General features: G+C 43.9%; 22 protein-coding genes. 6 read left to right on the top strand and 16 right to left on the bottom strand.

The annotated features are described in order from the left end of the window. Positions 1–138: 138 nt before the first annotated feature. Positions 139–1,434 carry an OmpP1/FadL family transporter gene (locus tag ACHUFM_RS08535; protein ID WP_394181399.1) on the bottom strand — a complete coding sequence of 432 codons (1,296 nt, stop codon included), beginning with the start codon at positions 1,432–1,434 and terminating at the stop codon, positions 139–141. Between the two features lie 666 nt (positions 1,435–2,100). Between ACHUFM_RS08535 and ACHUFM_RS08530 the strand changes: the two genes are divergently transcribed. Beyond that, positions 2,101–2,886 (top strand): cyclase family protein, encoded by a 786-nt coding sequence (locus ACHUFM_RS08530; RefSeq protein WP_394181397.1) that lies wholly within the window; start codon positions 2,101–2,103, stop codon positions 2,884–2,886. A 99-nt stretch (positions 2,887–2,985) separates the two neighbouring features. Here the strand turns inward: ACHUFM_RS08530 and ACHUFM_RS08525 are convergent, their stop codons facing one another. From ACHUFM_RS08525 to ACHUFM_RS08490, 8 genes are all read right to left on the bottom strand, one after another. Further along, the gene (locus ACHUFM_RS08525; RefSeq protein WP_394181395.1) at positions 2,986–3,444 is read right to left on the bottom strand and encodes a hypothetical protein; all 459 of its coding nucleotides are present in this window, start codon (positions 3,442–3,444) and stop codon (positions 2,986–2,988) included. Continuing rightward, positions 3,434–3,970, bottom strand: a complete 537-nt coding sequence (locus ACHUFM_RS08520; RefSeq protein ID WP_394181394.1) for a type II toxin-antitoxin system MqsA family antitoxin — start codon at positions 3,968–3,970, stop codon at positions 3,434–3,436. The genes ACHUFM_RS08525 and ACHUFM_RS08520 overlap by 11 nt, the downstream gene beginning before the upstream one ends. Before the next feature lie 210 nt (positions 3,971–4,180). After that, the gene (locus ACHUFM_RS08515) at positions 4,181–4,414 is read right to left on the bottom strand and encodes a hypothetical protein (RefSeq protein WP_394181392.1); all 234 of its coding nucleotides are present in this window, start codon (positions 4,412–4,414) and stop codon (positions 4,181–4,183) included. A gap of 79 nt (positions 4,415–4,493) precedes the next feature. Next, the gene (hsdR, locus tag ACHUFM_RS08510) at positions 4,494–7,136 is read right to left on the bottom strand and encodes an EcoAI/FtnUII family type I restriction enzme subunit R (protein WP_394181390.1); all 2,643 of its coding nucleotides are present in this window, start codon (positions 7,134–7,136) and stop codon (positions 4,494–4,496) included. Further along, complete coding sequence (locus tag ACHUFM_RS08505) at positions 7,129–8,535, bottom strand: RNA-binding domain-containing protein (RefSeq protein ID WP_394181388.1); 1,407 nt, start codon at positions 8,533–8,535, stop codon at positions 7,129–7,131. Before ACHUFM_RS08505 ends, hsdR begins: the two co-directional genes overlap by 8 nt. Positions 8,536–8,553: 18 nt before the next feature. After that, positions 8,554–9,762, bottom strand: a complete 1,209-nt coding sequence (locus ACHUFM_RS08500; RefSeq protein ID WP_394181386.1) for a restriction endonuclease subunit S — start codon at positions 9,760–9,762, stop codon at positions 8,554–8,556. After that, on the bottom strand, positions 9,762–11,258 hold the full coding sequence (locus tag ACHUFM_RS08495; protein WP_394181385.1) for a class I SAM-dependent DNA methyltransferase: 1,497 nt from the start codon (positions 11,256–11,258) through the stop codon (positions 9,762–9,764). The genes ACHUFM_RS08500 and ACHUFM_RS08495 overlap by 1 nt, the downstream gene beginning before the upstream one ends. A gap of 474 nt (positions 11,259–11,732) precedes the next feature. Next, positions 11,733–12,767: a Rieske 2Fe-2S domain-containing protein gene (locus ACHUFM_RS08490; protein WP_394181383.1), complete on the bottom strand. Its 1,035-nt coding sequence runs from the start codon at positions 12,765–12,767 to the stop codon at positions 11,733–11,735. A 119-nt stretch (positions 12,768–12,886) separates the two neighbouring features. On the opposite strand from ACHUFM_RS08490, the gene ACHUFM_RS08485 reads away from it, so the two are divergent. Next, on the top strand, positions 12,887–13,834 hold the full coding sequence (locus ACHUFM_RS08485) for an AraC family transcriptional regulator (RefSeq protein WP_394181381.1): 948 nt from the start codon (positions 12,887–12,889) through the stop codon (positions 13,832–13,834). Positions 13,835–13,890: 56 nt separating this feature from the next. Here the strand turns inward: ACHUFM_RS08485 and ACHUFM_RS08480 are convergent, their stop codons facing one another. After that, positions 13,891–14,790 (bottom strand): LysR substrate-binding domain-containing protein, encoded by a 900-nt coding sequence (locus ACHUFM_RS08480; protein WP_394181379.1) that lies wholly within the window; start codon positions 14,788–14,790, stop codon positions 13,891–13,893. A 345-nt stretch (positions 14,791–15,135) separates the two neighbouring features. Here ACHUFM_RS08480 and ACHUFM_RS08475 point away from each other — a divergent pair, with 345 nt between their 5' ends. The 3 genes from ACHUFM_RS08475 to ACHUFM_RS08465 all read left to right on the top strand — a co-directional run bounded on the left by ACHUFM_RS08475 (position 15,136) and on the right by ACHUFM_RS08465 (position 17,670). Beyond that, entirely contained in the window at positions 15,136–16,209 is a 1,074-nt protein-coding gene (locus ACHUFM_RS08475) for a Rieske 2Fe-2S domain-containing protein (RefSeq protein ID WP_394181377.1), read from the top strand. An 82-nt stretch (positions 16,210–16,291) separates the two neighbouring features. Further along, complete coding sequence (locus ACHUFM_RS08470; protein ID WP_394181375.1) at positions 16,292–16,705, top strand: DoxX family protein; 414 nt, start codon at positions 16,292–16,294, stop codon at positions 16,703–16,705. Positions 16,706–16,713: 8 nt separating this feature from the next. Continuing rightward, on the top strand, positions 16,714–17,670 hold the full coding sequence (locus ACHUFM_RS08465; RefSeq protein ID WP_394181373.1) for a PDR/VanB family oxidoreductase: 957 nt from the start codon (positions 16,714–16,716) through the stop codon (positions 17,668–17,670). A 155-nt stretch (positions 17,671–17,825) separates the two neighbouring features. Here ACHUFM_RS08465 and ACHUFM_RS08460 read toward each other — a convergent pair whose 3' ends face one another. From ACHUFM_RS08460 to ACHUFM_RS08445, 4 genes are all read right to left on the bottom strand, one after another. Next, positions 17,826–18,578, bottom strand: coding sequence for an SDR family NAD(P)-dependent oxidoreductase (locus tag ACHUFM_RS08460; RefSeq protein WP_394181371.1), 753 nt, complete (start codon positions 18,576–18,578; stop codon positions 17,826–17,828). Between the two features lie 204 nt (positions 18,579–18,782). Further along, positions 18,783–19,856 (bottom strand): fumarylacetoacetate hydrolase family protein, encoded by a 1,074-nt coding sequence (locus ACHUFM_RS08455; RefSeq protein WP_394181369.1) that lies wholly within the window; start codon positions 19,854–19,856, stop codon positions 18,783–18,785. A gap of 39 nt (positions 19,857–19,895) precedes the next feature. Further along, the gene (locus tag ACHUFM_RS08450) at positions 19,896–20,834 is read right to left on the bottom strand and encodes a VOC family protein (protein WP_394181367.1); all 939 of its coding nucleotides are present in this window, start codon (positions 20,832–20,834) and stop codon (positions 19,896–19,898) included. Between the two features lie 206 nt (positions 20,835–21,040). Beyond that, positions 21,041–22,090, bottom strand: coding sequence for an amidohydrolase family protein (locus ACHUFM_RS08445; RefSeq protein WP_394181365.1), 1,050 nt, complete (start codon positions 22,088–22,090; stop codon positions 21,041–21,043). Between the two features lie 231 nt (positions 22,091–22,321). On the opposite strand from ACHUFM_RS08445, the gene ACHUFM_RS08440 reads away from it, so the two are divergent. Then, positions 22,322–23,230 carry a LysR family transcriptional regulator gene (locus tag ACHUFM_RS08440; RefSeq protein ID WP_394181363.1) on the top strand — a complete coding sequence of 303 codons (909 nt, stop codon included), beginning with the start codon at positions 22,322–22,324 and terminating at the stop codon, positions 23,228–23,230. Between the two features lie 55 nt (positions 23,231–23,285). Here the strand turns inward: ACHUFM_RS08440 and ACHUFM_RS08435 are convergent, their stop codons facing one another. Beyond that, positions 23,286–24,272 carry an NAD-dependent epimerase/dehydratase family protein gene (locus ACHUFM_RS08435; RefSeq protein ID WP_394181361.1) on the bottom strand — a complete coding sequence of 329 codons (987 nt, stop codon included), beginning with the start codon at positions 24,270–24,272 and terminating at the stop codon, positions 23,286–23,288. Between the two features lie 16 nt (positions 24,273–24,288). Beyond that, positions 24,289–25,269: a fumarylacetoacetate hydrolase family protein gene (locus tag ACHUFM_RS08430; RefSeq protein ID WP_394181359.1), complete on the bottom strand. Its 981-nt coding sequence runs from the start codon at positions 25,267–25,269 to the stop codon at positions 24,289–24,291. Position 25,270 lies beyond the last annotated feature (1 nt).

The following is a 25,270-nucleotide window of genomic DNA, read 5'->3' as shown; positions in this document are numbered from 1 at the left end:
ACCTCTTCACCAAAACGTCCCATTAATCTATGTAAAAATAATCATTGAATTCAATGACAAGACCATGACCGACTAAATTCAGAGCAAAAAAAACCAGAACCTAGGCTCTGGTTTTATATTGAATAGAATCAATGCAGATTAGAACGCCATAGTAACAGACGCGGAGAAAACGTTTGCAGAAGATTCATAGTCTGCGTTTAACGTTCCTCGTGAAGCATCTTCCGTTAAGGAGCCATCACGATTTACTGTAACATCCTCGATCATGACGTGTGTGAAGGCAAAGCTCGCCGACGTCATATCATTGAAGTCATAAGTGGCACCAACCGAAATCCACTTACGGTCACCATCTGGTGTACGCGCTGAGCGGTATTCATCCGTAACTGGCGAGTTATCCATCGCAATACCAGTACGAAGCGTTAGTTTGTCAGAGTAAACGTAGTTTACACCGGCAGAATACATCCACTGATCTTCAAATCCAAAGCTTAATACAGAGTTAGCTTGATTACTGTCAAAATCAATGTTGATACCATCCATTGACCCCCAGCCCGTTCTAATTGCAGACAAACCAAGAGTTAATTTATCTGAAAGATCGTGTTCAACACTCAGAGTTAAAACAGATGGAAAAGTGATTGAATCAGTTACATCAGCATTTTCAAGGCTATTATTTGCTGCTAATGCGGCTGTTACATTTGTATATTTGACATCACCTTCAAAATCGAAATCGACTTCGCTTCGATAACCCGCACCTAGTCGAGTCCCTTTAACGGGTTCAAACATCACACCAACACTAAACCCTACGCCTGTAGCATCCGCTTCAATACGGCCAATACCCTCTTGTAGAGTAGGATGATTAGGTGCACCAACCGCTGATTCTAAAATAACTTCGGCTTGATGAAGTTGTAAACTCGCACCGACTGAAAGCCGTTCAGAAACACGATGAGCCAAGGCAAAACTTAAAGCAATATCTTGAATACCAGTTTCGGTGGCATGTAAACGACCAGACCATTCTTGACCATAATCTCCAGACAAACCAAAAGGTACATTTAAGGAAATACCGGCGACTGTTTTATCAGAAATAGGTTTGGCAAAATACAATGCAGGAACCAAACTATTGTCAACAGAATCGTCCGTTGCTTCAGTTCCTAAGCTACCAGTCGTTGCATCTGTAGAAGAATTAACAGTCACATCCATACTCGGCATAACATAAGCACCAGAGGCTACGAAAGTCGTACTCTCAGCATTTGTAAACAGCGCAGGGTTCCAGAAGCTAAAAGAAATGTCACTAGTCGAAGCGGCAGCACCAGCAAGCGCTGCACCAGAAGCGGTCGCACTGTGGTCGTTTAAAGCAAAACCAGCTGAATAGGCACTAGACGCTGCTGCAACGGATACAGCAACAACACTTGCTTTAAACAAACCTTTAGATGAGGTAGTCATAATAATCTCCATTATTATTTTTATTGGAATATACGATTGATCACTTTATACGTTTCTATTATAGAGTCCCGTCACATGATATTACCAGTATGTATTTCATGCGCAATACAATATGCAAAAAATAACTTCGAAACATTACGTTTGGACACATTAAAAACCTGCTGCAACAGAAAGAATATAGTGAAAAGTATAGACTTCATTCCTTAGACTAAACGTAGTAAATAAGTTCCGTAAACCCGACAAAAACAAAGGAAATGAAACAACATTGGCCAACGGACACCAAGAAAAAAACGATAAAACTGCTTTTGAATACATCATCTATCACCAGCGACACCTAAGTGGTGTAGTACTGACGTACTAACACTCATATCGGTACTATCGACTCAAATACTAAGATATAACAAGAACCGCTTATCCAATCAAAAAGCCAATCTGCCGCCCTATTTCGTTTAGAAAAGCAGTCAAAGATAAATTTCCCTTTGTGCTTTCGGACCTTGTTCGCTTGGCACTGATCATTGGCTTTCCAGCTTTAGCTATTGGCCTTATATAAAAAGTCAAGTTGATAATATCAACAGGTTACGTTGCAATTATCAACTTAATACTAAAGGTTTTTTTTCCTAATATATTGCCCATGTTGAAAAACAAAATAACAATAAGAGGTATCTTATGAAACCATCCAGTACACGACGTATTGTCGATTTATCTGTATCCTTAGACAACAATCCTTACACAGATCCACCACCTCTCTTACCAAAAATTGATTACACAGATCATCAAGAAGGCTGGCCCGAAATGGCCGCTATGTTCCCAGGTCTAAAAAAAGAAGACATGCCTGGTGATGAGGCGTGGGCGGTGGAAAAAATGGTAATGAGTGCTCACAATGGCACTCACATGGATGCGCCTTGGCACTATGCCTCTACCACTGATGGTGGCAAACCCGCATATGGTATCGATAAATTACCGTTAGATTGGTGTTTACAGCCAGGCGTAAAACTGGACTTTCGTAAGTTTCCAGATGGCCATATTATTACGGCAGCCGAAGTCGAAGCCGAGCTAAAACGCATTAAACACAAATTGCAACCTCTCGATATTGTCTTGGTTAATACTCGTGCTGGTGCGATCTACGGTGAAGCAGGCTACTTAGAAGCGGGGGTTGGCATGGGACGTGAAGCCACTATGTACTTACTAGAACGTGGGGTACGAGTGGTGGGGACCGATGCCTGGAGCTGGGATGCGCCGTTCAAATACACACGAGAAAAATTCGCCGAATCGGGTGATGCTTCTATTATCTGGGAAGGTCACAAAGCCGGACGAGATATTGGCTACGGACAAATGGAAAAACTGTCCAACCTAGAAAGCCTACCTGCGAATGGCTTCATGGTGTCTTGCTTCCCTTATAAAATCAAAAACGGCTCAGCGGGTTTTATCCGTGCCGTCGCAATTTTTGACTAGCAGTCGCTTATCAAAAGCACTCGTCGCTAAGCAAAGCATGAAATAAAAAAGCCAATACTAAGAAAGTATTGGCTTTGAACAAAAAGTTGTTAGAAAAATTTATTTATTAAATTGTACGATTGGTAATACAACACGAGGTAAACGCAAACGCTCGCACTGAGAGCTTAAAAACTCACGCCAATATGGCCAAACATGGAAACTAGCATTTTGATGCGAGAATTCGTCAATGGCTTCTTGTTCCAGTGGTTCTGTCATTTGATATTCAGCAATAAAGTCAGCTTCAACAAAGGCCTTAATATTAGGTTCTTTACTGTCGGTTGTAGCAACCCAACGCGCTCCTAAACGAATATAAATCCTCACTAGCAACTCGTCCGTATTGATTCTTAATACTTCACTTTTTATTACTGCATGCATTTGTTGGACAAGCAGTTCATTTAATTCTGTTGACTTAGGGTCAAAGTCATCTTCACATTGAGCTTGCGACGATTTTAAATAGACGTCTTGAATCTTTAATTTATCAATAGCCCGTTGTAAATTTTTACTGATCTTAGTCGCCATAACAGGCCTCATACTCAGTGAAATGAGACGTAATTAATTCTGGCTTTTCCATATTTCTATAGTCTGCAAAGTTAACTACATCAACATTGTCCCACTGAGTAGTTTGCTTACTGCGAATACCTGAATTTGCCATTAACTTATCTAACGCAACAGGTACTTCACCTGCCACTCGTAATAGCTTATCCATAGCATCGGATTGCATAATATCGTCTGTCTCGTATTTAGAAAAAGCAACTGGACCTCCACCGAAAACTTTTGCGGCTTCATCTTGGCTCAATCCCCAACGCTTACGTAATTTACGTACTTGCTCACCCGTCAATAAGCCTTGCGCCTGCTTTTTAAAAGCCACCATGGCACGTTTATTCAAACGAGCTTCTTTTGCACCAGCTTGCTCACTACCGCAAGCATCACACTCTGAATAGTGGCTTTCAATTTTGCCTTGTTGGCCTAAATGCTCAACGTTAATCCATTCACTTTGCGTATGTAATTGCCCTGCTTCACAAATCGGACACATCCTTTTTTTCATCACCATTCTCCTACTGCGATAAATGACAAGAGACAAGTAGCAATAGCTTCCCGCTCTTAGCAATCGCAAATTTCACATAATATTCGTAGCGCAAGTTTTTATAGGCATTGTCATTCCACTCATCACGGAACAAACGGTAACTATCACAAGCTGCCCAAGGACCCGTTGGCCTTTGAACACACCATTCCGAATTAACATATATGCCAGTGGTTATAATGCTTGTTTTAACAGTTCACGAACATCGGCGGTATCAAAAGCTAATTGCGCAACATCCTGTATACACTTTCGAGTCCACAGGTGCGTTTTACTATCACCTTTAGCCAATAGAGCAAGCACATCTGCAACATTATAAAGAGGGCCACCTGTTATTCGAGACCGTCCATTACTAACCTCGTTAGGCGGATGTCCCTCATAAGCGCTAATATTTGATGCATTATTTACCATAATGGTAACTTTATCCAGTTAAATTTATTCTTTCCATAATTAATGCAAAAAGAAAACAGACTTCTCTTTTGCGCTTCAGTTATTCATACAAATACTTCTGAAAACCAATAAAGGTGTCGCCTATTGCAGCGGGTGAACCAAACTCTGCGGCGGCGTCGCTTATGGTGTTGTATTTCAGTTCAACCAAGCTACGCATTTTTTTAGCCGCCAGTTCTTCTACACCATCTTCTATGTATTTATCTAAAATGAACTCGATAAACTCGACTTGTTTGTAGGTAAAAGCTTTCGATATATTTGGCTTAGCGTTGAAGACACGTTCCTTGCGGGTATGGGTCTCTCTTGCATAAGCGACAAAGGCTAATAAGTCATAAACATCACTGTCTTTGGCGTCGATAATATGTCTCATGCTATCGAGCTTTTCATCGTCGTAACCCGCTTCATGCAAATCCGTTAGTAGCTTTTCACGAGTCATCGGGTCGCTCCATATTTCACGCAATTCATCTTCGTTACCAAAAAAGCGCGGCAAGTCGCCAAACAACTGCTCGACAAACTGTGCAGCGGTGAGCATTTCACCGTCAGCGCCCATAAACAGCACGCTTTTCATGTGTTGGATTTGACGAGCTTTACCGTCTTTTAGTGTGATGACTATTTTTTCTTTACCGCCAGTTTCGCCATCGTCTTCGTCTGTATTACAAAGACAAGGTGCGTAACCACAGTCGCTACAAGGCTCACCGTTATTACCAGCACACAAACAGGGCGATTGACGACACTCATCACAAGGGTCATCAAGCGTCTCGTCTGGGCAATTACACGGGTTAAAGCCACAGGTATCACACACACAAAGACAGGGGTGACTTTCGCAAATATCGCAAGTATCAGCATCTGGTTTTTCATCGGGTGGTAATGGTTCACCGTCCCACTCTGGGTCTGAAAAGTTATGGTGCGCTTTTACAAAGTCGTAAACAGTGAAAAAGGATTTGCCATCATACATGCGCGTACCACGGCCAATAATCTGCTTAAACTCAATCATGTTTTTGCATTCACGCATCAACACAATATTACGCACATTTTTAGCGTCTACACCGGTCGATAACTTACGCGATGTGGTTAATATGGTCGGAATGGTTTTTTCGTTATCGCAGAAGGTACGCAAATCGTTTTCGCCTGCTAGGCCATCATTGGCTGTAATGCGCACACAATAATCGGGGTTTGTTGTCCATTTTTTTGCACGGGCGTATTGGTTAATGTAATCGCGCACCATGCCAGCGTGTTCTTGAGTGGCACAAAAAACGATGGTTTTTTCCTTTGGATTGATGTGATCCATCCAATACTGAACACGTTTCTCTTCCCGTTTTGGAATGGTGATAATGCGGTTAAAATCACCTTCTTTGTATACTCGGCCGGGTTCGGGTTCACCTTTAAAGCTGGCGGCATCGCCCGGCGTGTAAAGGTATTCGTCCATAGTGCCAACAATGGGATACACCTTAAACGGCGTTAAAAAACCATCACTAATGCCCTGCTTTAAGGTGTAGCTGTAAACGGGTTCACCAAAGTATTTATAACTGTCGGCATTGTCTGTGCGTTTTGGTGTGGCGGTTAACCCTAATTGCACGGCGGGAGAAAAGTAATTAAGAATATCGCGCCACGAACTTTCGTCATTGGCTCCACCGCGGTGACATTCGTCGATGATAATGAAATCAAAAAAGTCTTCTGGGTAGTGTCTGAAATTACAAGCGCTGGTGTCGGTCAATAATGGTTGTTCATAGTCTTCACTTTCCTGCTCTTCTTCTGAATCTGTATTCCCATTAGTGGCGGCATTCGTTGCTGAATCTGTCATCAAGGTTTGGAAAATCGCCATAAAGATACTGGCGTTTTTAGGCACGCCTTTGGCTTTTTTGATTTCGCTCGGTGTAATCCGTACTACCGCGTCCTCGCCAAAAGCACCAAAGTCGTTAAAGGCTTGTTTGGTTAATACATTACGGTCGGCAAGAAATAAAATACGAGGACGCTTTTTCGCATTGCTGGGATTTTTTGCCGCCTGCAAGCTCCAGCGGCTATGAAATAACTTCCATGTAATTTGAAACGCAATACAGGTTTTACCTGTGCCTGTGGCAAGAGTCAGTAAAATACGGTCTTTGCCTTGGCCGATGGCTTCTAAAGCTTGGTTAATGGCGTTTTCTTGATAATAGCGCGGTTGCCAATCGCCTTTTCTTTCGAAAGGGATTTGAGAAAAACGCTCACGCCATGAGCGGGTAAACTCAGGTTCTGCGACGCCATCGTCTCCATTAAAGACGGCTGCCCACATTTCCTCAGGGCTTAAATAACGCTCTACTTGTTTTTCTTCACCCGTTACCCTGTCTATTTGGTAAATGTCATGACCATTGGTGGCGTAAGCAAAACGACACTGTAGGCGCTGGGCGTAGTCTTTGGCTTGGCGTACGCCTTCGGTGTAACTTAGGCTTTCTCGTTTTGCCTCAACCACCGCGAGTTTTCTGCCTTTAAACTCTAATACATAGTCGCACTTGAGGTTTGCAGCACGCTTGCCGCCACCTAAAATACGGCCAGCGGTTATTTCTACTTCACGACGAATGAAACTTAGGTCACTAGCAGTCGGATCACTAACATTAGAGTCGCTAACATTAAGGTTAATTGCGCCCCAGCCGTCTAACGCCAATTTCGGCGAAATTAACTCAGCACGAGTTTCAGATTCATTTCTAGTCATGATTATCGTCCGTTTGTTTGACCGTGACATAACGCTGTTTAGGGCTTTTAGGTTTGTCTGGAATGGTCATTTCTAGTTGTCCTGAATCGAGCAATGGTATTAACAGGCTATCCCTAAAATGCTCTCGGTGACTGAGCTCTAAATGCGTCATCATTTCTTTTGTCGTTCTTGGTTCTACGCAATAGAGTAATAGCGTTTCAGCTTGTCCGGTAGCTTGTCCGGTAGCTTGTCCGGTAGCTTGTCCGGTAGCTTGTCCGGTAGCTTGTCCGGTCGCTTGCGCCTTCGTTTCCAGTACTTGGCTAAAAGGCAAAACCAAACGGGTGAAGTTATCGGTAAAATGAAAAGCGTCTTTGCTGTAGCTTTGTAATATACGCGGTATGCCAGAGCCTAGCTGTTCCACTAAATCCACGTCTCTGAACACCCGCATGAGTTCTTTGTTTTGCGGTACCGAATAGCCCATAAAGAATTCATCTTGGCTAAAGCCTTGTGGCAAACTGCCTGCGGAAGTGATTTCTAAACGATCCGCAAACAGCTCAAATTTAGGCGGTACATCGCGGCTGTAGGCATTATGGATAATCGCATTAATCACGGCTTCACGTAGGGCTATCGGGTTTAACAGCTTGGTTTCGTTACGGGTGCTATCGGTAATGGTGGCGAGGGTTTTGTTTTCTACCTTGAGTTTTTCTAGCACGGCTTTGGTCGCTTTGATCAAACAGCAATAACCGTATTCTTCGTTCTCGATGAGATCCACACGATCCAGCCCAGCGTATTTCGCCACCTTGATCGACATGCCGTTATCATCGGCTAATAAATAGGCCGCATAGTTAAAATCGCCTTCCGTGGTTAATAGCTCTAGGTTACGGGCAAATTGCTCGTTAAGGGGTAAACCACGCTCTTGGTAATAAATTTTAAGCTGCTCAAAGTGTAGGTCTTGATTGCGTGAGCGCATATTGCCAATGGAGTTACGTGTGCGGGTAGCAAATAAGGTTTCGATCATGCGTTGCGGCATAGGCTCCGCTGCCGAGCCAATACGAATAAAACAGCCTTTGGGTGACATACCCGCTTTACGTAAGTAATAAGGTTGTTCTGAACCACGGGCGACGACGATTTTGATGATGTTTTTATCTTGATAACCTTCTATCAAGACATCGAACAAGCCCATGGTCGAAGGGCTGATGTTTTGTTTAATGCGGTCTTTAATTTGTAATTGCAGTGTGTCGAGATGATCAACACTCAGGGCTTGGCCTGCGTCATCTAGGCCAATGTAAATCAAGCCGCCATCGTGAGCGTTTAAAAACGCCACCACTTCTTTTTCTAGTCCATCCGTCAACTGGCGTTTGAACTCCACTCGCTGACCTTCGACTAAAGGCGGTTGATTGACATGGCGATTGTTCAGCATTAGATCGTCCTTATCTAGTTACTCGACTATTTTTGTTAACTCGCCACTAAAGGCTTTTTGTAAGATGGATTTTTTGAGTTCGTCTAAAGCTAATAGTTTTTGCTTGTATATCTCTTCAGCTCTTGTTAAATCAGGTCTTATACTATCCAATTTCTTTACTAATGCCTTTTGTACTTTTATTGACGGAGTACTTACTTTGATTTTTCTAAAATCCCTGATGTTAATTTGCATTAAGGCTGCACCGTAAGTGGCATCCTTAATTTGGCTTTGGACCAAAGGGGATATGAATTGATAATAACCAAACCTACTCGAAATCAATTCTGGGTTAAAGCGAACAGGTACAATCCCTCTTGTTACGTTTGCACCAGCTAAACTTTTACATGCGATAGAAGTAATGCCTGTACTTCCTCTGACACACACAAGTAATTCCTCACCCTGTAAAACAGTTCTTTTATAACCTTCAGATTTGGCAGGTTCTATAAGCTTCAGACCATTAGGAGTTATAAACTCAGTTTTTAAGTCCGTAGGTCTGACAACTGGCAACCCATTATTGAAATCATCACCTGGTTGAACTATTCCATATGATAAAGAGCAATCATCGCTGACTAAACTTTCTAAATCTAGTTCTTCCCAACTTTCACCTTTCTGGCTGAAAACCTGCTGTAGATAGCTATCAAATAACTCGCGGGCGTTTTTTAGGTTTTGTTCGGTTTTGGCGCGGGTTTGTTCTAAGTCGAAAAACACAGTGTCGAGGATTGATACGATGCGTTTTTGTTCTGGAAGTGAAGGGAAATTAATTTCTAAATTTGATAGCTTCGATGCATTAAATCCACCTTGTGCACTTCCCGAGCTTCCGGCTTCAACCAGATCCCAGTACATCGATGTTTGAAAAAATATATATACAAATTCAGGAAGTATTTCACAGCTAGTTAAACGTAATCTAATTAAATATGATGCAGCAACAGAATTTTCTATTTCCTTAATTAGGAAGCTTTTTCCCGTAGTTGCTCCTGTTCGGGCAAAAACAATATCATTAGTTTCTAATTTATGCTTTATGAAATCTTGATCTGACAACTCACAAGATGGGACTGTTGACCAATTTACAACGCCATTTTGTATATCTGTAATCCGTAAAAATTTTGGCCCATCAGTTTCAAATGAGGCTTTAGCCGTATAACCATAATTAATCTGAGCTAACTCACCAAGTTTTGCTGTTGCCCAAACCATTACAACATCTCCTGAATCTTAGCCAATATCGCTTCCGACTCTTTATCCAGTGCAATGATGTCTTCAATGATAGCTTTCGGCTCGCGTAATGCTTCAACTTCTCCAATAGTGGGGTTTTTCACCGATAAATCGTAGGTAGTTTGGTCTATGTCGCTGATGGCGAGTGACCATGATTGGTCGGTTTCACCATCGGCTTTATTGCTGATAGCGGCTTTTTGCAGGGTAACGAATTCAGCAAGGTCGTTGTCGTTTAAAGGGTTGGTTTTGCCCATGTTGCGACCCACATTCAGCTCGTAAAACCAGGTGTTTAAGGTTGGCTCCCCTTTGGTAAAAAACAGCACCACGGTTTTTACGCCAGCGCCCAAAAAGGTACCGCCGGGGCAATCTAACACGGTATGTAAATTACAGTTTTCCAATAGTTCTTTACGCAATTTGATCGCGGCATTGTCGGTATTGCTTAAAAAGGTGTTTTTAATGACTATGGCGGCGCGGCCACCGGGTTTGAGCATTTTGATAAAGTGCTGCAAAAACAAGAAGGCGGTTTCGCCAGTTTGGATGGGGAAGTTTTCTTGCACCTCTTTGCGTTCTTTGCCGCCAAACGGAGGGTTAGCCAAAATGATGTCGTGCTGCTGGCTTGGTTGAATGTCCATGAGGTTTTCAGACAAGGTATTGGTGTGCAATACATTAGGCGCTTCGATGCCGTGCAATATCATGTTCATGATGGCGATCACATACGCCAATGACTTTTTCTCTTTGGCGTAAAAAGTACGGGTTTGCAGGATTTCTAAATCGCTGGTACTGAGTTGCTTTTTACCTTCTATTCCTGCTCTGCCACCTTGGCGTAAATAATCAAAGGCTTCACATAAAAATCCAGCGGAGCCTGCGGCACCGTCGTAAATGGTTTCGCCAATGTTGGGTTGTATTACATCGATCATGGCGCGGATTAACGGGCGCGGTGTGTAGTATTCGCCACCGTTACGGCCTGCGTTGCCCATGTTTTTGATTTTGGCTTCGTATAGGTGGCTAAGTTCGTGTTTTTCTTGCTGGGATCGAAAGCGTAATTCATCAATTTTTTCCAATGCGTCACGCAGTGAATAACCACTTTGAATCTTGTTTTTGATTTCGCTAAAAATCTCGCCAATTTTGTATTCAATGGTATTGGCGTTGTCGGCACGTTGCTTAAAGCCTTTTAAATAAGGGAATAGCTCACCGTCAACAAAGTCCATTAGGTCATCACCGGTTAAGGCGTTGTTGTGATCAAACTTGCCGTTTTCGTCTTTTGGGGCGGCCCATGCGCTCCAACGGTAAGGTTCGTCGATGATGAATTGGTAGGTTTCCATCATCATTTCGGCTTCTTGGGATTTGGTAAACTCCAGATCATCGAGGTATTTTAAAAACAGCATCCATGAGGATTGTTCGGTGTAATCTAGCTCGGAAGAGCAGCCTGCGTCTTTGTGAAAGATGTCGTCGACGTTTTTAAATACTTGTTCAAACATTTATTTTCCCTAGCGAGCCTACGCCCATTTTGTTCATCTGGGGTGTATTCCAGTCATCAAGCTGACACTCAGCTTATAAAGGACAACATTATATCGTAACTGCTTAGAGCGTCAGTAAGCATTTTGTATTTTACTGACCATGGCGTTAGTCGTTGAAATGATGACAAGAATACCTAATTTAGAGGAAGCATGTTGATTTAAATAAAAAAGGGAATGCCTTTTCTAAGGCATTCCCTTTTTTATATCACTTCTCTTATCTACCTACTTAAGACGATTAAAAAGAAGGAGGATTATCTCCCCTAGAATTGCCCTCGGTGAACACTTACATTGTTACTTAACACGGTGGAAATGCCCCAAAAGACAAACAGCCATTAAAGAAGAAAATAAGTCGACTAAGGCTGAGTGTATTCCCTTAACACTCAGCCTCTTTAAAGTAGAACAAGTAGGCTCTTACTTTGTCAGCCAGCTTATTCTTTATGCACTTGTTTCGGCTTGGATCAATTCCTGTAATTTTCGTCTCGCCCGCATACCAGCGACATCACCGGGAAGGTACACAGGTTTTAGTGCAATCAGATCTGTTTCTGGCATGCGTTCATGACAGGCTTCGACCATAGGTTCGTCTTCAAACTCGAACGCGTTATTGATTTGAATGCGTATGCCTTCACTTAAACCGGCATCGTCAAGTTTCTTATTGCGGGCAACCGCATAGAAATAATGGGAGGAATGTTCGGTTTCTGGTGTAATTAAATGAATACCGGGGAAACAAGCACCGTCTTCAATGGTGCCATTTTCTGCTGAAAAGCCTGTATCCAAATACAACACACTCGGTGGCTGCCAGCACATATGAGCACGCAGTGTGCCAATCGCGGGAGCGTCGTCCCAAAGCAGAGAAAATAATGGCGAAACCGGACAATTGTAATTCCAGTGCATAGACCACACGGTATTGCCCTCTACTTCTACTTTACGCTCCTCTCTAAAACCTGCTGGTGGCTCTCCATCCGAGGAAAGAAAAGAATGTAAGTAAGGAACATGACTCAGATCGAGCAGGTTATCTGCCACTAGTTCGTAGTGGCATTTTACATTGAGGTAACCATGTACCGCTGTCCAACCTTCACGGTTATCGCACTCACCAATATCGATAATACTGGCTGGGTCTGCTTGGCTTGCCTCGCCCATCCAAATCCAAATAACACCTTGTGCTTCAATGACTGGGTAATTTTTAACGCTGCACCCTTTCGGGATAGTTCCATCGCCATGGGGATTGTGCGTCCCATTTCCTTTAGAATCGAATACCAGTCCATGATACCCACAGGCAATATTATTGCCTTGTACCTTCCCTTTGCTTAGGGGTGCAAACCGGTGAGGACACCGATCTTCTAAAGCGATTGCTGTGCCATCTTCACCGCGGTAAAGCACAACAGGTTCATTAAGTAATGTAATAGCTAATGGTTTATCAACTAAGTCGTGGCTCCAACCAGCGCAATACCACGTATTTCGAAGAAATTTCATGCCCTTATCCTTCTTATTTTTATTGGAAGAACAGAATAGGAGATAAAAATTGGACAATATACACCACATAATCCATATTATCGGTCATATAATCCAATAATAAACATGTAGACTTCATTATGGACTTACTGAGTGACGTACTTTTATCGCTGAAATTACGCTCTACTATTATCTCGAACTGGCAGTTGAGTGAACCTTGGGGTTTTGAAACCAAGTCATTCCCTGCGGGGTATTGCTTTAATATTGTTGCGGGAGAGCTTTGGTTTTCTGCGCCTGACAGTGAGCCAGAATTATTGCTAGCCGGTGACTCTGTTCTGGTTCCCATCGGAGGTGAGTTTAATTTCTACTCGTCTGATAATGCACCGATAGCACCATTACACGCCCTTTGGAAAGGAGATAATTTTGCGGGTTTTGATCACTATCTGCCGAGTGAGTTGCATCAGATCGATTGGGGTGGTGGCGGAGCAAAGACAACACTACTCTCTTTTGCCTTTGAATTTCAGCCTAATGTGCAACTCGATCTATTAAAGGCATTACCCAGCGCGATCATTCTACGACAGTACCAAGGTACGGAGTTCCCCTCCTTTCAATCTGCCATTGCTTTTCTCAGTCAGGATGCCAGTAATAAGCAACCGGGTTTTGTGGCTATTGCGGCTCAATTAGTAGAGTTGATTATTATCGGCCAGCTTCGATCTTATATCTTGTCAGAGACAAAACACCCCAAAGGTTGGCTGCCAGGTTTATTGGATAAAAAAATCGGTAAAGCCCTCGCCGCGATTCATCGGCACCCAGAAAAACAGTGGAGCGTCACTCGCTTGGCGGTTCATGCAGGAATGTCTCGATCCAGTTTTGCACAACGCTTCCAACAATTAGTTGGCGTTGGCCCAATAACCTATTTAAGCCACTGGCGTATACAGCTGGCAGCGGAGCTCCTACAAACGACCAAACATTCGATAAGCGACATTACAGAGATGGTAGGCTGGACCTCTGACCGTAGTTTCAGGCGTCTTTTTAATCAAAGAATGGGCAAATCGCCACTGGCGTTTCGGCGGGATACAAAACAATAAATGCTTAAAAGTATATTGTGTTTCCCGCCCTCGCACTTGGACTGTTATAAACACCATTAAATGGTCTTTGCGACGTCTGCGATGAGTTGTCGTAGCCAAGTCAAGCCGGCATCGTTTTCGCGGTTACGGTTGTACTGCATGGTTTGCGTTAGCATGGGGATGTTCATGGGTGGCTCTAAAACTTTTATAGGCAGAGATTTGCGCACTATGCTGGCTAGCCGACTATGGACGGTGGCGATACGCTGGGTACCAATAATCAGTGCCGGCGGCGCAAGTAGGTTGGTGGTGGTAATTTCGACCCTTCGACTGATGCCATAGTTGCTCATAAACCACCCATCAAAGGCAGGGGAGTGATTTTTACCATAGCTTACGGCAACATGACCTGCTGTTTGATAATCCTCAAAGGTGATTTTGTCACCAATCGAGGTATTGCCTTCCCAGCAAATGCATTTATAGCCTTCTTGATAGAGTTCATCGTAGGGGTGGTCTTCTAAAACAAATTGACGAGGGATAAACATCAGGTCAACACTGCCCTTGTCGATTAATTCGATATCACTGGTGGATGATAGCTCTAAGCGTATATTGGGCGCTTCTTGAGCCAAGCGACTAATAACGCTAGTCATTAGCACCATGGTGGTGAGTTCCGAGGCGACAATTTTATAACAACGATCATCGGTTGTTGGGTCAAATTTCGGCTGGTTAATGATGGTGTTTTCCATCTCGACAAGGATCCGACGTACCGGCTTTGCTAGTGTCTCTGCTAAGGAAGTAGGAATCAGTTCTCTGCCGACTTGCACAAATAACTCGTCATCAAAGTATTCACGTAACCGAGAGACGGCCGAGCTCATGCCGGACTGACTCAGGTGTATACGCTCGCCTGCTCGCGTTATATTGCGCTCAGAAATAAGCGCATCTAATGCGACCAACAGATTTAAATCTAGGCCTTTAAATCGCATAGCTGTTTTACCATTATTTTTATCGTTATATAGGAGTCTTATTAATCTATTTTAAAGATGCCTTTTCGTAAATAAATAGAATTTTTTAAAGGCGACCTTAACTAAATCAACAAGCACGGTACTTAGGCTCACCCTTTACTATTGAAATTAGCGATACCAGCTAGCGCTGTTAAGGATTGGTGCATCGTGATTTGCATTGCTATATTGCTGAAAAATCACCGATGCTATTAACGCTATAACGCAGCGTGAAGTGATATGTCATCGGTAAGGTTTTACTGAATAAGATCACTCCGGGCAGGAAGTGGTCTCCTATATTATAAAAATAAAGATAGGAAAATTATCATTATGTATCCATTCAAATACAAAAGCTCTATCGTCAAAAACCGTTGGTACATGGCGGCTTTCTCTACCGAGATTACCCGTGAACCAATGGAACGTACGATGCTTAACAAGCCAGTTGTTATGTACCGTAAAGAAGATGGCACGCCTGTAGCCATGTATGGACTCTGTCCGCATCGCTATTTGCCCTTGGTAGAAGGACGAGTTGAGGGTGATGCCATTGTCTGTGGTTATCACGGTTTTAAGTTTGCCGATAACGGCGACTGTATCGATATTCCTTCACAAGACAAAGTTACTGGCAAGATGTGTCAGCCGGTCTATAAGCTGGTTGAACGTGGCCCAATCTGCTGGATTTGGATGGGCGATGAAGACAAGTGCGATACGGATTTAATCCCGCCTTATGAAGATTTTGGTTTGGATCAACCAGACTGGGATTTCCACTCAGAAAACTATTTTCATCTTGATGGCCGTTCTCAATTATTGATCGACAATTTAATGGATTTGACTCATTTACCCTATGTTCATCATCATGTTGATGGCAAAGATGCGATGGCAAAAATCCCATTGGTCACCGAAGAGCATGAAAAAAGCTACCGCGTTTTAAGACATGGTAAAGCGCCTTGGAATGATTATTTCAAACTAGTATTTGGCCCTGAAGCGCAATTCGATGGTCTTTGTGACTTCTCAATTCGAAGCGATTTCTACGGCCCTGAATTCATTTCAACCAGCCTGCCTATTATTTCCTCCATACCAGGAAAAACAGAAGTACCTAAAGAACTAGGTACCTTAATGATTCTACATGGCATCACCCCAGAAACCGACCACACGACGCATTATTTTGGTTTTTCTACCCGTAACTTCAGACTGGGTGATGAATCGTTAGATAACTTTCAACTGGCTGCTGATAAGAAAATTCGCGGACAAGATGTTGTTGCCATCAATGCGGTTGAGAAACGCTTAGATTTTGCCGTCACACAACAACGAGAGTTGTTAGTCATCGCAGACAAACCGGCCGTGCAAGTACGCCGGAAAATTGAAGCTATGTTAGCGGAAGAGAAGATTCCATTAGAAGAAGCATAACCGTTAAGTCGCCGTGACAGGAGGGCTTAATCGGCCACTCTGTCACACTCTTAGCAAAATATACTTAAAAAGGAAGTCGTCAATGATGCTATCTACATATGAGATATACAGCCGTGCCGCTTTGCGAGTCATTAGTGCGTTTTTGTTTATGCAACACGGTGCGCAAAAACTCTTTCATTACCCGCCCGGTGGCCATAACCAAGGACCATTGGAATTATTTAGCTTAGTGGGTGTGGCTGGCGTTTTAGAATTTTTCGGTGGTTTGTGTCTGCTCGTGGGCTTGTGCACTCGCAGTGTGGCGTTCCTACTATCCGGTCAAATGGCGGTTGCGTACTTTATGTTTTATCCCGCCAAAGCCTTTTTCCCCGTAGTGAATGGCGGGGAGCTCACTATTATGTTCTGTTTCGTCTTTTTTTACTTCATCTTCGCAGGCTCAGGTGCTTGGTCAATTGATGAAGTGATTAAGAATCGTCTAAATCGCTCTAAAAGCGATTGAGGTAAATTATGTTTGATGTTGTTGTTCGTAATAAAACCTTAGAAACACCTAACATCGCCAGCTTTGAACTGGCGCATGTAGGTAATGAAAAAATGCCTAGTTTTACCACTGGTAGCCATATTGATGTACATATAGCGGATGGTTTGATCCGCCAATATTCGTTGATTAACCATGATCAGTCTGATGAGTTTTATAAAATTGCCGTGCTGAATGACACGCAATCAAGGGGCGGCTCTGTCGCTTTGCATAACAATGTTCAGATTGGCGATACCCTTACTATTTCTGAGCCGCGTAATCTTTTTCCACTCAACGTCAACAGCGACAAGGTCATGCTCTTTGCGGGTGGTATCGGTATTACACCCATTATGTCGATGGCGATAGAACTGGATAGTCTTGGTGTTGATTTTGAACTGCATTATCACGCTAAATCACAAACTGAAGCGGCATTTTATGAACAGCTTAAAAACGCTTCATTTGCTGCCAAGGTATTCTTTCATTTTTCTGGTGAACGTGAAAAAAACGACGCTGCGATCAATAGCGCCTTAAGTACTTTTACCGAAAATGCCCATTTGTACACCTGTGGCCCGGTGGCTTATATGGATTATGTGTTTGACAGCGCTAGAGCAAATTCATGGCCAGAAGCTAACCTCCATAAAGAGATTTTTAAAGCCGAGCCAAAGGTGTCGGAATCTGGCGATGGTGCCTTTAAGCTTATTCTTAGTCGTTCTAGCTTGGAATTAGAAGTAGCAGCGGATCAGACGGCACTAGAAGTCATTGACGCGGCAGGCATTGCCGTGGATGTATCTTGTGAAATGGGGATCTGTGGGGCTTGTTTAACTAAAGTAACGGATGGCATTCCCGACCACAGGGATGACTTTTTAACGGATGCTGAAAAAGCAAAAAATGATCAATTCACTCCTTGTTGCTCAAGAGCGCTAAGCGATACGTTAACCTTGGATTTGTAGGGCAACAGGTTAGTTGACAAGGCATAGAGTGGGATGTTCCTTTTGGATAACTACAAGGTAACCGCCTAGCAACATAAAAAAGGTTCTGCCGGAAGGTAGAACCTTTTTTATGCTTTTCATGCTTTTTATGTTTTTATAGTCAAGGCGCTTTTGTATTAGCTGCCATCACTGATGGTGGTACCACCATCCACAACAATATTTTGCCCAGAAATAAAGCCACCAGCCTTACTGGCGAGCATCACGGCAACGCCGGCGATCTCTTCTGGTTCGCCTACTCGACGCAGCGGTGTTAGGGATAATCTACGTTCCATAAAGGGAGTGTTTTCAAGTAACTCTGTGGCTAAAGGTGTACGAATCAAACCGGGGGAAATACAGTTTACTCGAATCCCTTTCGGCCCCCACTCCACCGCCAAGTTACGAGCTAATTGAGCCAATCCGGCTTTAGATAAACCGTAAAGCCCGATGGCTTTGTTGCCTCTTAAACCTGCGATACTCGACATTAAAATCACCGAGCCCTGCCCGCGTTCCGCCATGTCAGGAAGCAAGGCAGAGCAAAGCCGTAGCGCGCTTTTTAAGTTGATCGACATCACAGAATCCCAATCATCGTCCGTGGTAGAACCTATCGGGCCCGCTGGACCTTGTATCCCTGCATTTGACACCAAAACATCAATGCGACCATAAAGTGCTTTAGCGCGCCCTACGAGCTCGTCAATGTCTTCATTGCGACTAAGATCACAGGGAATAAAATCCACACCGCTTTGGGGCTTATTGTGGTTATTAAGATCGGAAGCTATGACATTAGCACCATGGGAATGCATAGCAGAGACAATCGCGGAACCTAACCCGCCAGATGATCCGGTCACAAGAATCACTTTGTTCTGCAAAGAAAACAGTGTATTAACATCCATCTTCGTATTCTCTCTTATCAAGTGGAGCAGCAATATTAGAAGAGACTTTTGCACGATTATTGCGCGCAAAGACCTCGGCCTCTAGCAGAAAAAAGCCCCCCATTATTTTTCAATGATGGGAGGCTTTAAGCCATCTACGATGGCGGCTTACTAAAATGGTAACTGACTAAGGTGACAACTTACTCAAATAGTAAGATGAGTCGCCTACCATTCTGTTTTGAAGGCACCGTAAGTCACAGACTTACCTTCGGTCTCTTCTATCACAATCTTGTTACGTTGACGGCCAAGGTAGGTGATTTCAGAATCCATGACATCTCCTTCTTTCAGCCATGCTCCGCCGAAGTTTGCCCCATTTCCTGGAGGAGAACCCATAATGAAAAGGTCACCGGGCATTAGTCTAAGTCTCTCAGAAGCATGGGAAAGCACTTGTGATGGGCCGAAGATCATATCTTCTGCTGGCCAGTCTTGGCGCTTTTCTCCGTTCACATTTAGCCTGACTTGCATTTTATTACGATCAACAAACTCTTTAGGTACAGCAAAAGGTCCGAAAGGTTTGAAGTTAGGCTGGAACTTACTGCACCAGTCAAAGTTGAATTTGATGTCTGCACGTTTAAATTCATCAACCGTACCGATATCGTTTACCATAACGTAGGCGGCGATCATATCTTCAGCATTTTCAGGTTTAACATAACGCTCGCCTTTACCAAGGATAAAACCAAGCTCTAGTTCCCAATCAGGCTGTTCGCCAATTAACGGCAATGGCACATCGTCATTGGCACCACATAAAGAGGAATGCAAGCCAGTAAAGAAGAAAGGCGTGCCTTCACGACCACGACGGTCCACTTCTTCATAGTTACGTTTAAAGAAGGCTTCATCGTCTTCGCCTGGTAAACGCTTATCTTGGTTGAATTTATTAAAGGTCATCATCTCAGCAACGTGCTGACGATAGTTAGATGCCGCACAAATAAAGTTGGGATGAGCCAGGACCGGCAAAATATTCAATTCTGCAAAAGGTTTGGCAGGACGGTCAGGTTTTGCTGCGACTTCCTTTAACCACACCAAAGCATTATCCCAGTCGTTAAAGATAGCGTGGGTATCGGCATAACGATCAGAAACATTTAAAACATCCCCATTTGGCAACACTAACCCTGGGAAAGCGGCTTCATTTTTAAATTGATAAGTACCAATACCAAATGTGCCTTCAACTAACCCAGTAGCAGGGTTAATATTGTCAGGTTCAACGGCAGGTTTTACCTTATACATCATAAATTCACTCATAATTTCTATTCCTATATTAAATTTATTATCGAACGGATATTATTCAAAATAGCGATCAGGTGGATCGGAACGCCATACATCAATCTCTACTTTAGATATGTCATGTACTCGAGTACCGTCACTGGCTTTCAGTCGATCTGTGTCTGAGAAGGTTTCAAAGCGATTGCGATCTGGATCACGCCATACATCAAAGATATGACTGCCATGGGGATGGCGTCCCACGCCCCACACCAATTCATAGTCTTTAGATTCTAAATAACGATGGGTCATAAACTGAGCTTCAAAGTCTTGTGCTTCAAAACTAATGTGATGGCAAGCCGCTTCCCCTGTTTGACTTTGCATCAGCGAGATAACATGGTGATCCACCAGCTCTTCACCACGGTCAAGACGAACGAAGCCGACTATTTCAGCCTGTGGCATACCTGGAACGTGATAAATATCACTTGGTATTAAACCTAATACTTCTTTATAAAAAGGGAGTGTTTCAGCAAAGCTTGGGATAAACAGACCCACATGCCCTAAACGAAAGAGTTTTGCGGGTCCCAAATTACGCTTAGGCTCAAAACGACCGTCACGGCTATATTGACCTGGTGCGTTCATTTCTAAGTGCTTATAAGCTTCTTCCGGATTAACCCGTTCAATGCCATAAACCAGATCAATTTCAAAACCATTAGGGTCTATTAAAGTAACGGCAAGGCCACCGCCCGGAGTGGTTAACTCGCGAATTGGACTCGCACCGTGCTCACTAATCGCGCTTTCTAAATCGCTTTTACCTTCTACTTCAAAAGCGAGGCCAAGGAACTTAGCTTCATCGCCTTTTTCAGCGCTATAAGCAAAGGCATCGCCACCGCCAGTACGCATCACTAAGCGCTGCTCAGTACGTTCTACTGTCAGCAAACCAAAGTCTTGTGCAAAGGTTTCTGTTTTGTCCAGGTCTGGCACCTGGAACCTCACATGATGAGGACTTTTAATACGCATCTTGTTCTCCTGTTTATATTTATTTTTAAATGAGTAAGTCATCGGTACGCACAAATAGGTTTGCCCTCCTAAACCGCTATTCGCGCTAACCTTGTAAGGAATATAAAACTCAAACCTATCAGCGTCCAATACAAAAATAATAGTTTTACTATTGGCATTACTTATAGGTTAAGACAAATTCAAGTCCGCCCACTCTTCAGGCTTTATTAAGATTTAACACTCAACCCAAGAAGGCCCGCGGCGTTTAACCCTAGAATTTTAGCCTTGTCCTCTTCATCCAACTGATCATGGAATCCAAGCGGATCAGGCTCAGCCATATCAAAAGGATAATCTGTCCCCAGACATAAGCGATCAGAACCGTGAGTGCGGACGAGAGAAGCCAGTTGTTCCTTGTCGAAAACCAGCGTATCGAACCATAATTTACGAAGGTAACTGGATGGCAGTTCTTTACAATGTTCACTGCAATCAGCGCGGGCACGCCAACCATGATCCATGCGCCCCCAATAACCGGGAATGTAACCGCCACCATGTGCTACGCAGATTTTTAATCCCGGATAGCGATCTAATACACCACCAAAAATTAAGTGACCAACAGCAAGAGTCGACTCCAGTGGGTTACCAATCAGGTTATTGAAATAATATTCTTTCATGCGAGTTGCATGGGTAAAACCAAGCGGATGAATAAAAAGCAAGATCCCCAGCGCTTCGGCCGCGGCAAAAAATCTGCCTAACTCTTCATCATGCAAATCTTTACCATTCACATTGGTGTTTATTTCAATACCGCGCAAATTAAGCTCTTTGGCACAGCGCGTCATTTCTATGATCGCCATATCAATGTCTTGCATCGGTAAAGTTCCCATACCGACAAATCGTTCTGGGTTAGTCGCAACCGCTTCTGCAATACCATTGTTAATCGCTTGCGCCGCCTTTAAGCCGGTTTCTGCATCGGTATAGTAAAAGTACTGACCCGGGGTTGGGGAGATAACTTGGACATCAATTCCCTGTTTATCCATATCCTCAATGCGCAAGTCAATATTGTTTAAGGTTGCCCCTATGGTACAAAACTGCGCTTTATTGACTTCGTTGGTTTTTTCGCTAGAAAACTCATGGAGACCGGGCGGTGGACCAGGATACTTGGCCTGTACAATTTTATCGGCGGCTGGCACATTTAAATGGCAATGAATATCCACCACCAAATGCTTACCTTTTTGATTCACTAAAATAACATTATTATTCGAACAGCAATCAGTACTCATAAACTCAACCTAATCATAATTATTTTTATAGAAAAGATATCGCGTGTAGTAAGGCTGGCACATCATTCACTGTCGTATTTCAAAATGAAAATTAAACGTGCAATGCCTTCATTTAAACGGATAAATAGACCCACCAATGGTGAGAACAAGCTTACTCTTTCATTTAATACCTATAAGCGTCCAATCAGAATTATACTTGCAAGCAATAAGTATGGCTGATAGATTTGGCGTATGAGATTCGACGGATTAGATTTAAACTTACTGGTAGCCCTTGAGGCTTTAATTGAAGAGCGACACGTTTCTGCGGCCGCTAGACGCATACATTTAAGTCAACCGGCTGTTACCGGTGCACTGAAGCGATTACGAGAATATTTCGATGATGAGCTTCTTGTGCAACGTGGTCGCCGCATGTTTCTGACACCAAAAGCCGAATCCTTAGCCGAACCAGTACACAGAGCATTGCTTCAAATCAGAGGCGAAATCACTCGAGCGGGTAGTTTTGACCCGGCGACAACAGCACGCCACTTTGTGGTATCCGCTTCAGATTATGCCTACACAACCTTGTTAGCCAAGGTCATTGCTAAAGCGGCCACCTTAGCCCCTGCTGTTACCTTCGAAATTATTCCCCTTAATGAGCAAACCAATGAATGCTTTGATAGAGCCGAAATAGACCTGCTGCTCATTGTCAAAAAGCTCTCATTGCCAAATCACAACTTTATCGAGCTTTGGCAAGACGAAGAAGTCGTTATCAGTTGGGCTGAAGCAGGCTTCGACAACATAGATAAAGAAACCTTTTTTGCCTCCGGCCATGCCGTTGCAACCTTTGGGCTTGAACGCAGACCTTCTATTGCAGACAGTCATATCATCAGTAATGGATGGAAGCGACATGTCGAGGTCCAACTCCCAGAATTCGGCGCACTTTGCCAAGCCGTAGTGGGAACCAAACGACTTGCCACCATGCATCGTCGCTACGCACAGCACTTCGCCAAGCTTTACCCCATTAAACTTCATGACACTTGGGAGCCTTTCCCACATATCATTGAAGGTATGCAATGGCACAACGTAAGAAATTCGGATCCAGGATTGCAATGGTTAACGGGGCTATTAACCGATGCAGCCAAAGAGCTCAAACATGCTTAATATGTATGCTGGCAGACATGATTGATAGATCAGCCTACCAGTAAGCATGACTTCTTTATGAACCTAATAACGCTCGCTTTACTAGGTTTTTCAACTCCCCATCATGCTGAAAACCAGCACCATCCGCTGCTGGTGTTTCTAGGGGCGGAAAACGACCAAACAGGGTTTCAATCATTGGGTTCACTTCATAACGAATCCGTTCATCCGTAGGTTGTTGATAAACCGAGCCAATCGCCGCCACTAATTCCGCCATGCTGAAGCAAAGTGTCGGTAAGGTGAGTGTTCGGTGGTCTTGTATTTTGTTTTCTTGCACCGCGGCACCATGGATAAGGTTGTCGATGATGTTTGGTAAAGAAGACGCCCATGTTTTGGCTTGTGGCGACATGGGGCACACAAATGCATGGCCTTGGGATAGTTCACGAATGATGTCACTCAAGAAGGCGGATAACTGCCCTGTTTCAGCGGGAGGTCGTGCCAGTACACCCGGTAGGCGTAAAGAACGACCGTCTACCCAGCCTCGGCGGCTAAAGTCGTTGATCATGACTTCACCCACGATTTTATGAGCGCCATAGCTTAGCTGAGGTTTAAGGGGAGTGTCGTCGTTGACAAAGTCCGGCATCTTGCCAAATACGGCAATGCTGCTGGCAAAAACGAAGACGGACTTACCTTGCCCATTTTCCGTTTGTGACTTGGCGATTTCAAGCAAGGTCATGGTGGCGTCGATGTTGACTTTACGGGCCAAACTATCGTTTTGTTCCGCCATACCACCGGGAATGCTGGCCAAATGAAAAACCACGTCGATGGTGGAACCGCTCAGCGTGTCCCACAACCAAGTGCCATCGGCTAGGTCTCCCGCGTATTTTCCGATTTTAATTGAAGACACTTTTGTTGAAGGCATCTTTTCAAAAAGTGCCTCGTCAAATTGTCGATCAAGTAAGGTCAAACGGGTGATGGTTTGCTGCCCTATTTGACCGACCTCAAGTAATCGTTTTGTTAACCCTTGGCCGACAAATCCATTCGCACCCGTTATCACTACATGCATCGCATCAACCTTCTGACTAGTTAGAAACCACTTTTTGTTCAATCACACCGAATGGGCCATCGGTTCCATCGTCAAATTTAGCTTGCATACGTACTGTGTCGCCAAATTTCATGAACGCGGTTTTGATCTCTCCAAGGTCGATTTTTTCGATGACGCGACGTTCAGAAATACAGGCAGACCCTGCTTCACGCGCACTATTCGAGACGGTGCCAGATCCTATAATGCAACCTGCGGTGAGTTTACGACTACGAGCGGCGTGTGCCATTAGTTGCGGAAAGGAGAAGTTCATTTCGCTGCCGTGAGGTTCGCCAAAACGCTCGCCATTCCAACTTACATGTAATGGCATGTTCACTCGGCCATTGGCCCAAGCATCGCCTAGTTCGTCAGGCGTAACCGCCACAGGTGCGAAGCTAGAAGAAGGTTTGGCTTGTAAGAAGCCAAAGCCTGAGTTCATCTCACGTGGCCCAAGGGCGCGTAAGCTCCAGTCGTTAATTTGCACTATCAAGCGTATTGATTTGGCAGCTGCTTCGGGGGTTGCGGACATAGGCACTTCACCCATGACAACGCCAAACTCCCCTTCAAAGTCGATGCCGTCAGCTTCGCTTGGCATGGGAATGTCTACGGTTGGGCCTTGAAAGTCATCGCTGGCACCTTGGTACATAACAGGAATGGTGTCGAAGTCAGCAATAGGATCTGTGTTAAAAGCTTCTTCCATTAATTTGCCATGGTTCAAGAAGGCCGAAGCGTCTAGCCATTGGGGGCTTCTTGGTAATGGCGCAAGACAAGCGGATGGGTCAAAGTCAAAAGCAGCTTCCAGTTTGCCTTCATTCAAAAGGTCATACATGGCTTGCAGGTCTATCCATTTACTTTGCCAATTTTGTACAGCAGAAAGTAAGTTAGGGGTAATAGAGGATGCGTCTGCCGCCTGGGTTAAGTCCTTTGAAACAATGATTAAGCGACCGTCTAAGGTGCCATTAGGTAAGGTTGCAAATTTCATA

Source organism: Marinomonas posidonica (genome assembly GCF_043643765.1).
GTDB classification, from domain to species: domain Bacteria; phylum Pseudomonadota; class Gammaproteobacteria; order Pseudomonadales; family Marinomonadaceae; genus Marinomonas; species Marinomonas posidonica_A.
This window is presented reverse-complemented; position numbering and strand designations above follow the sequence as displayed.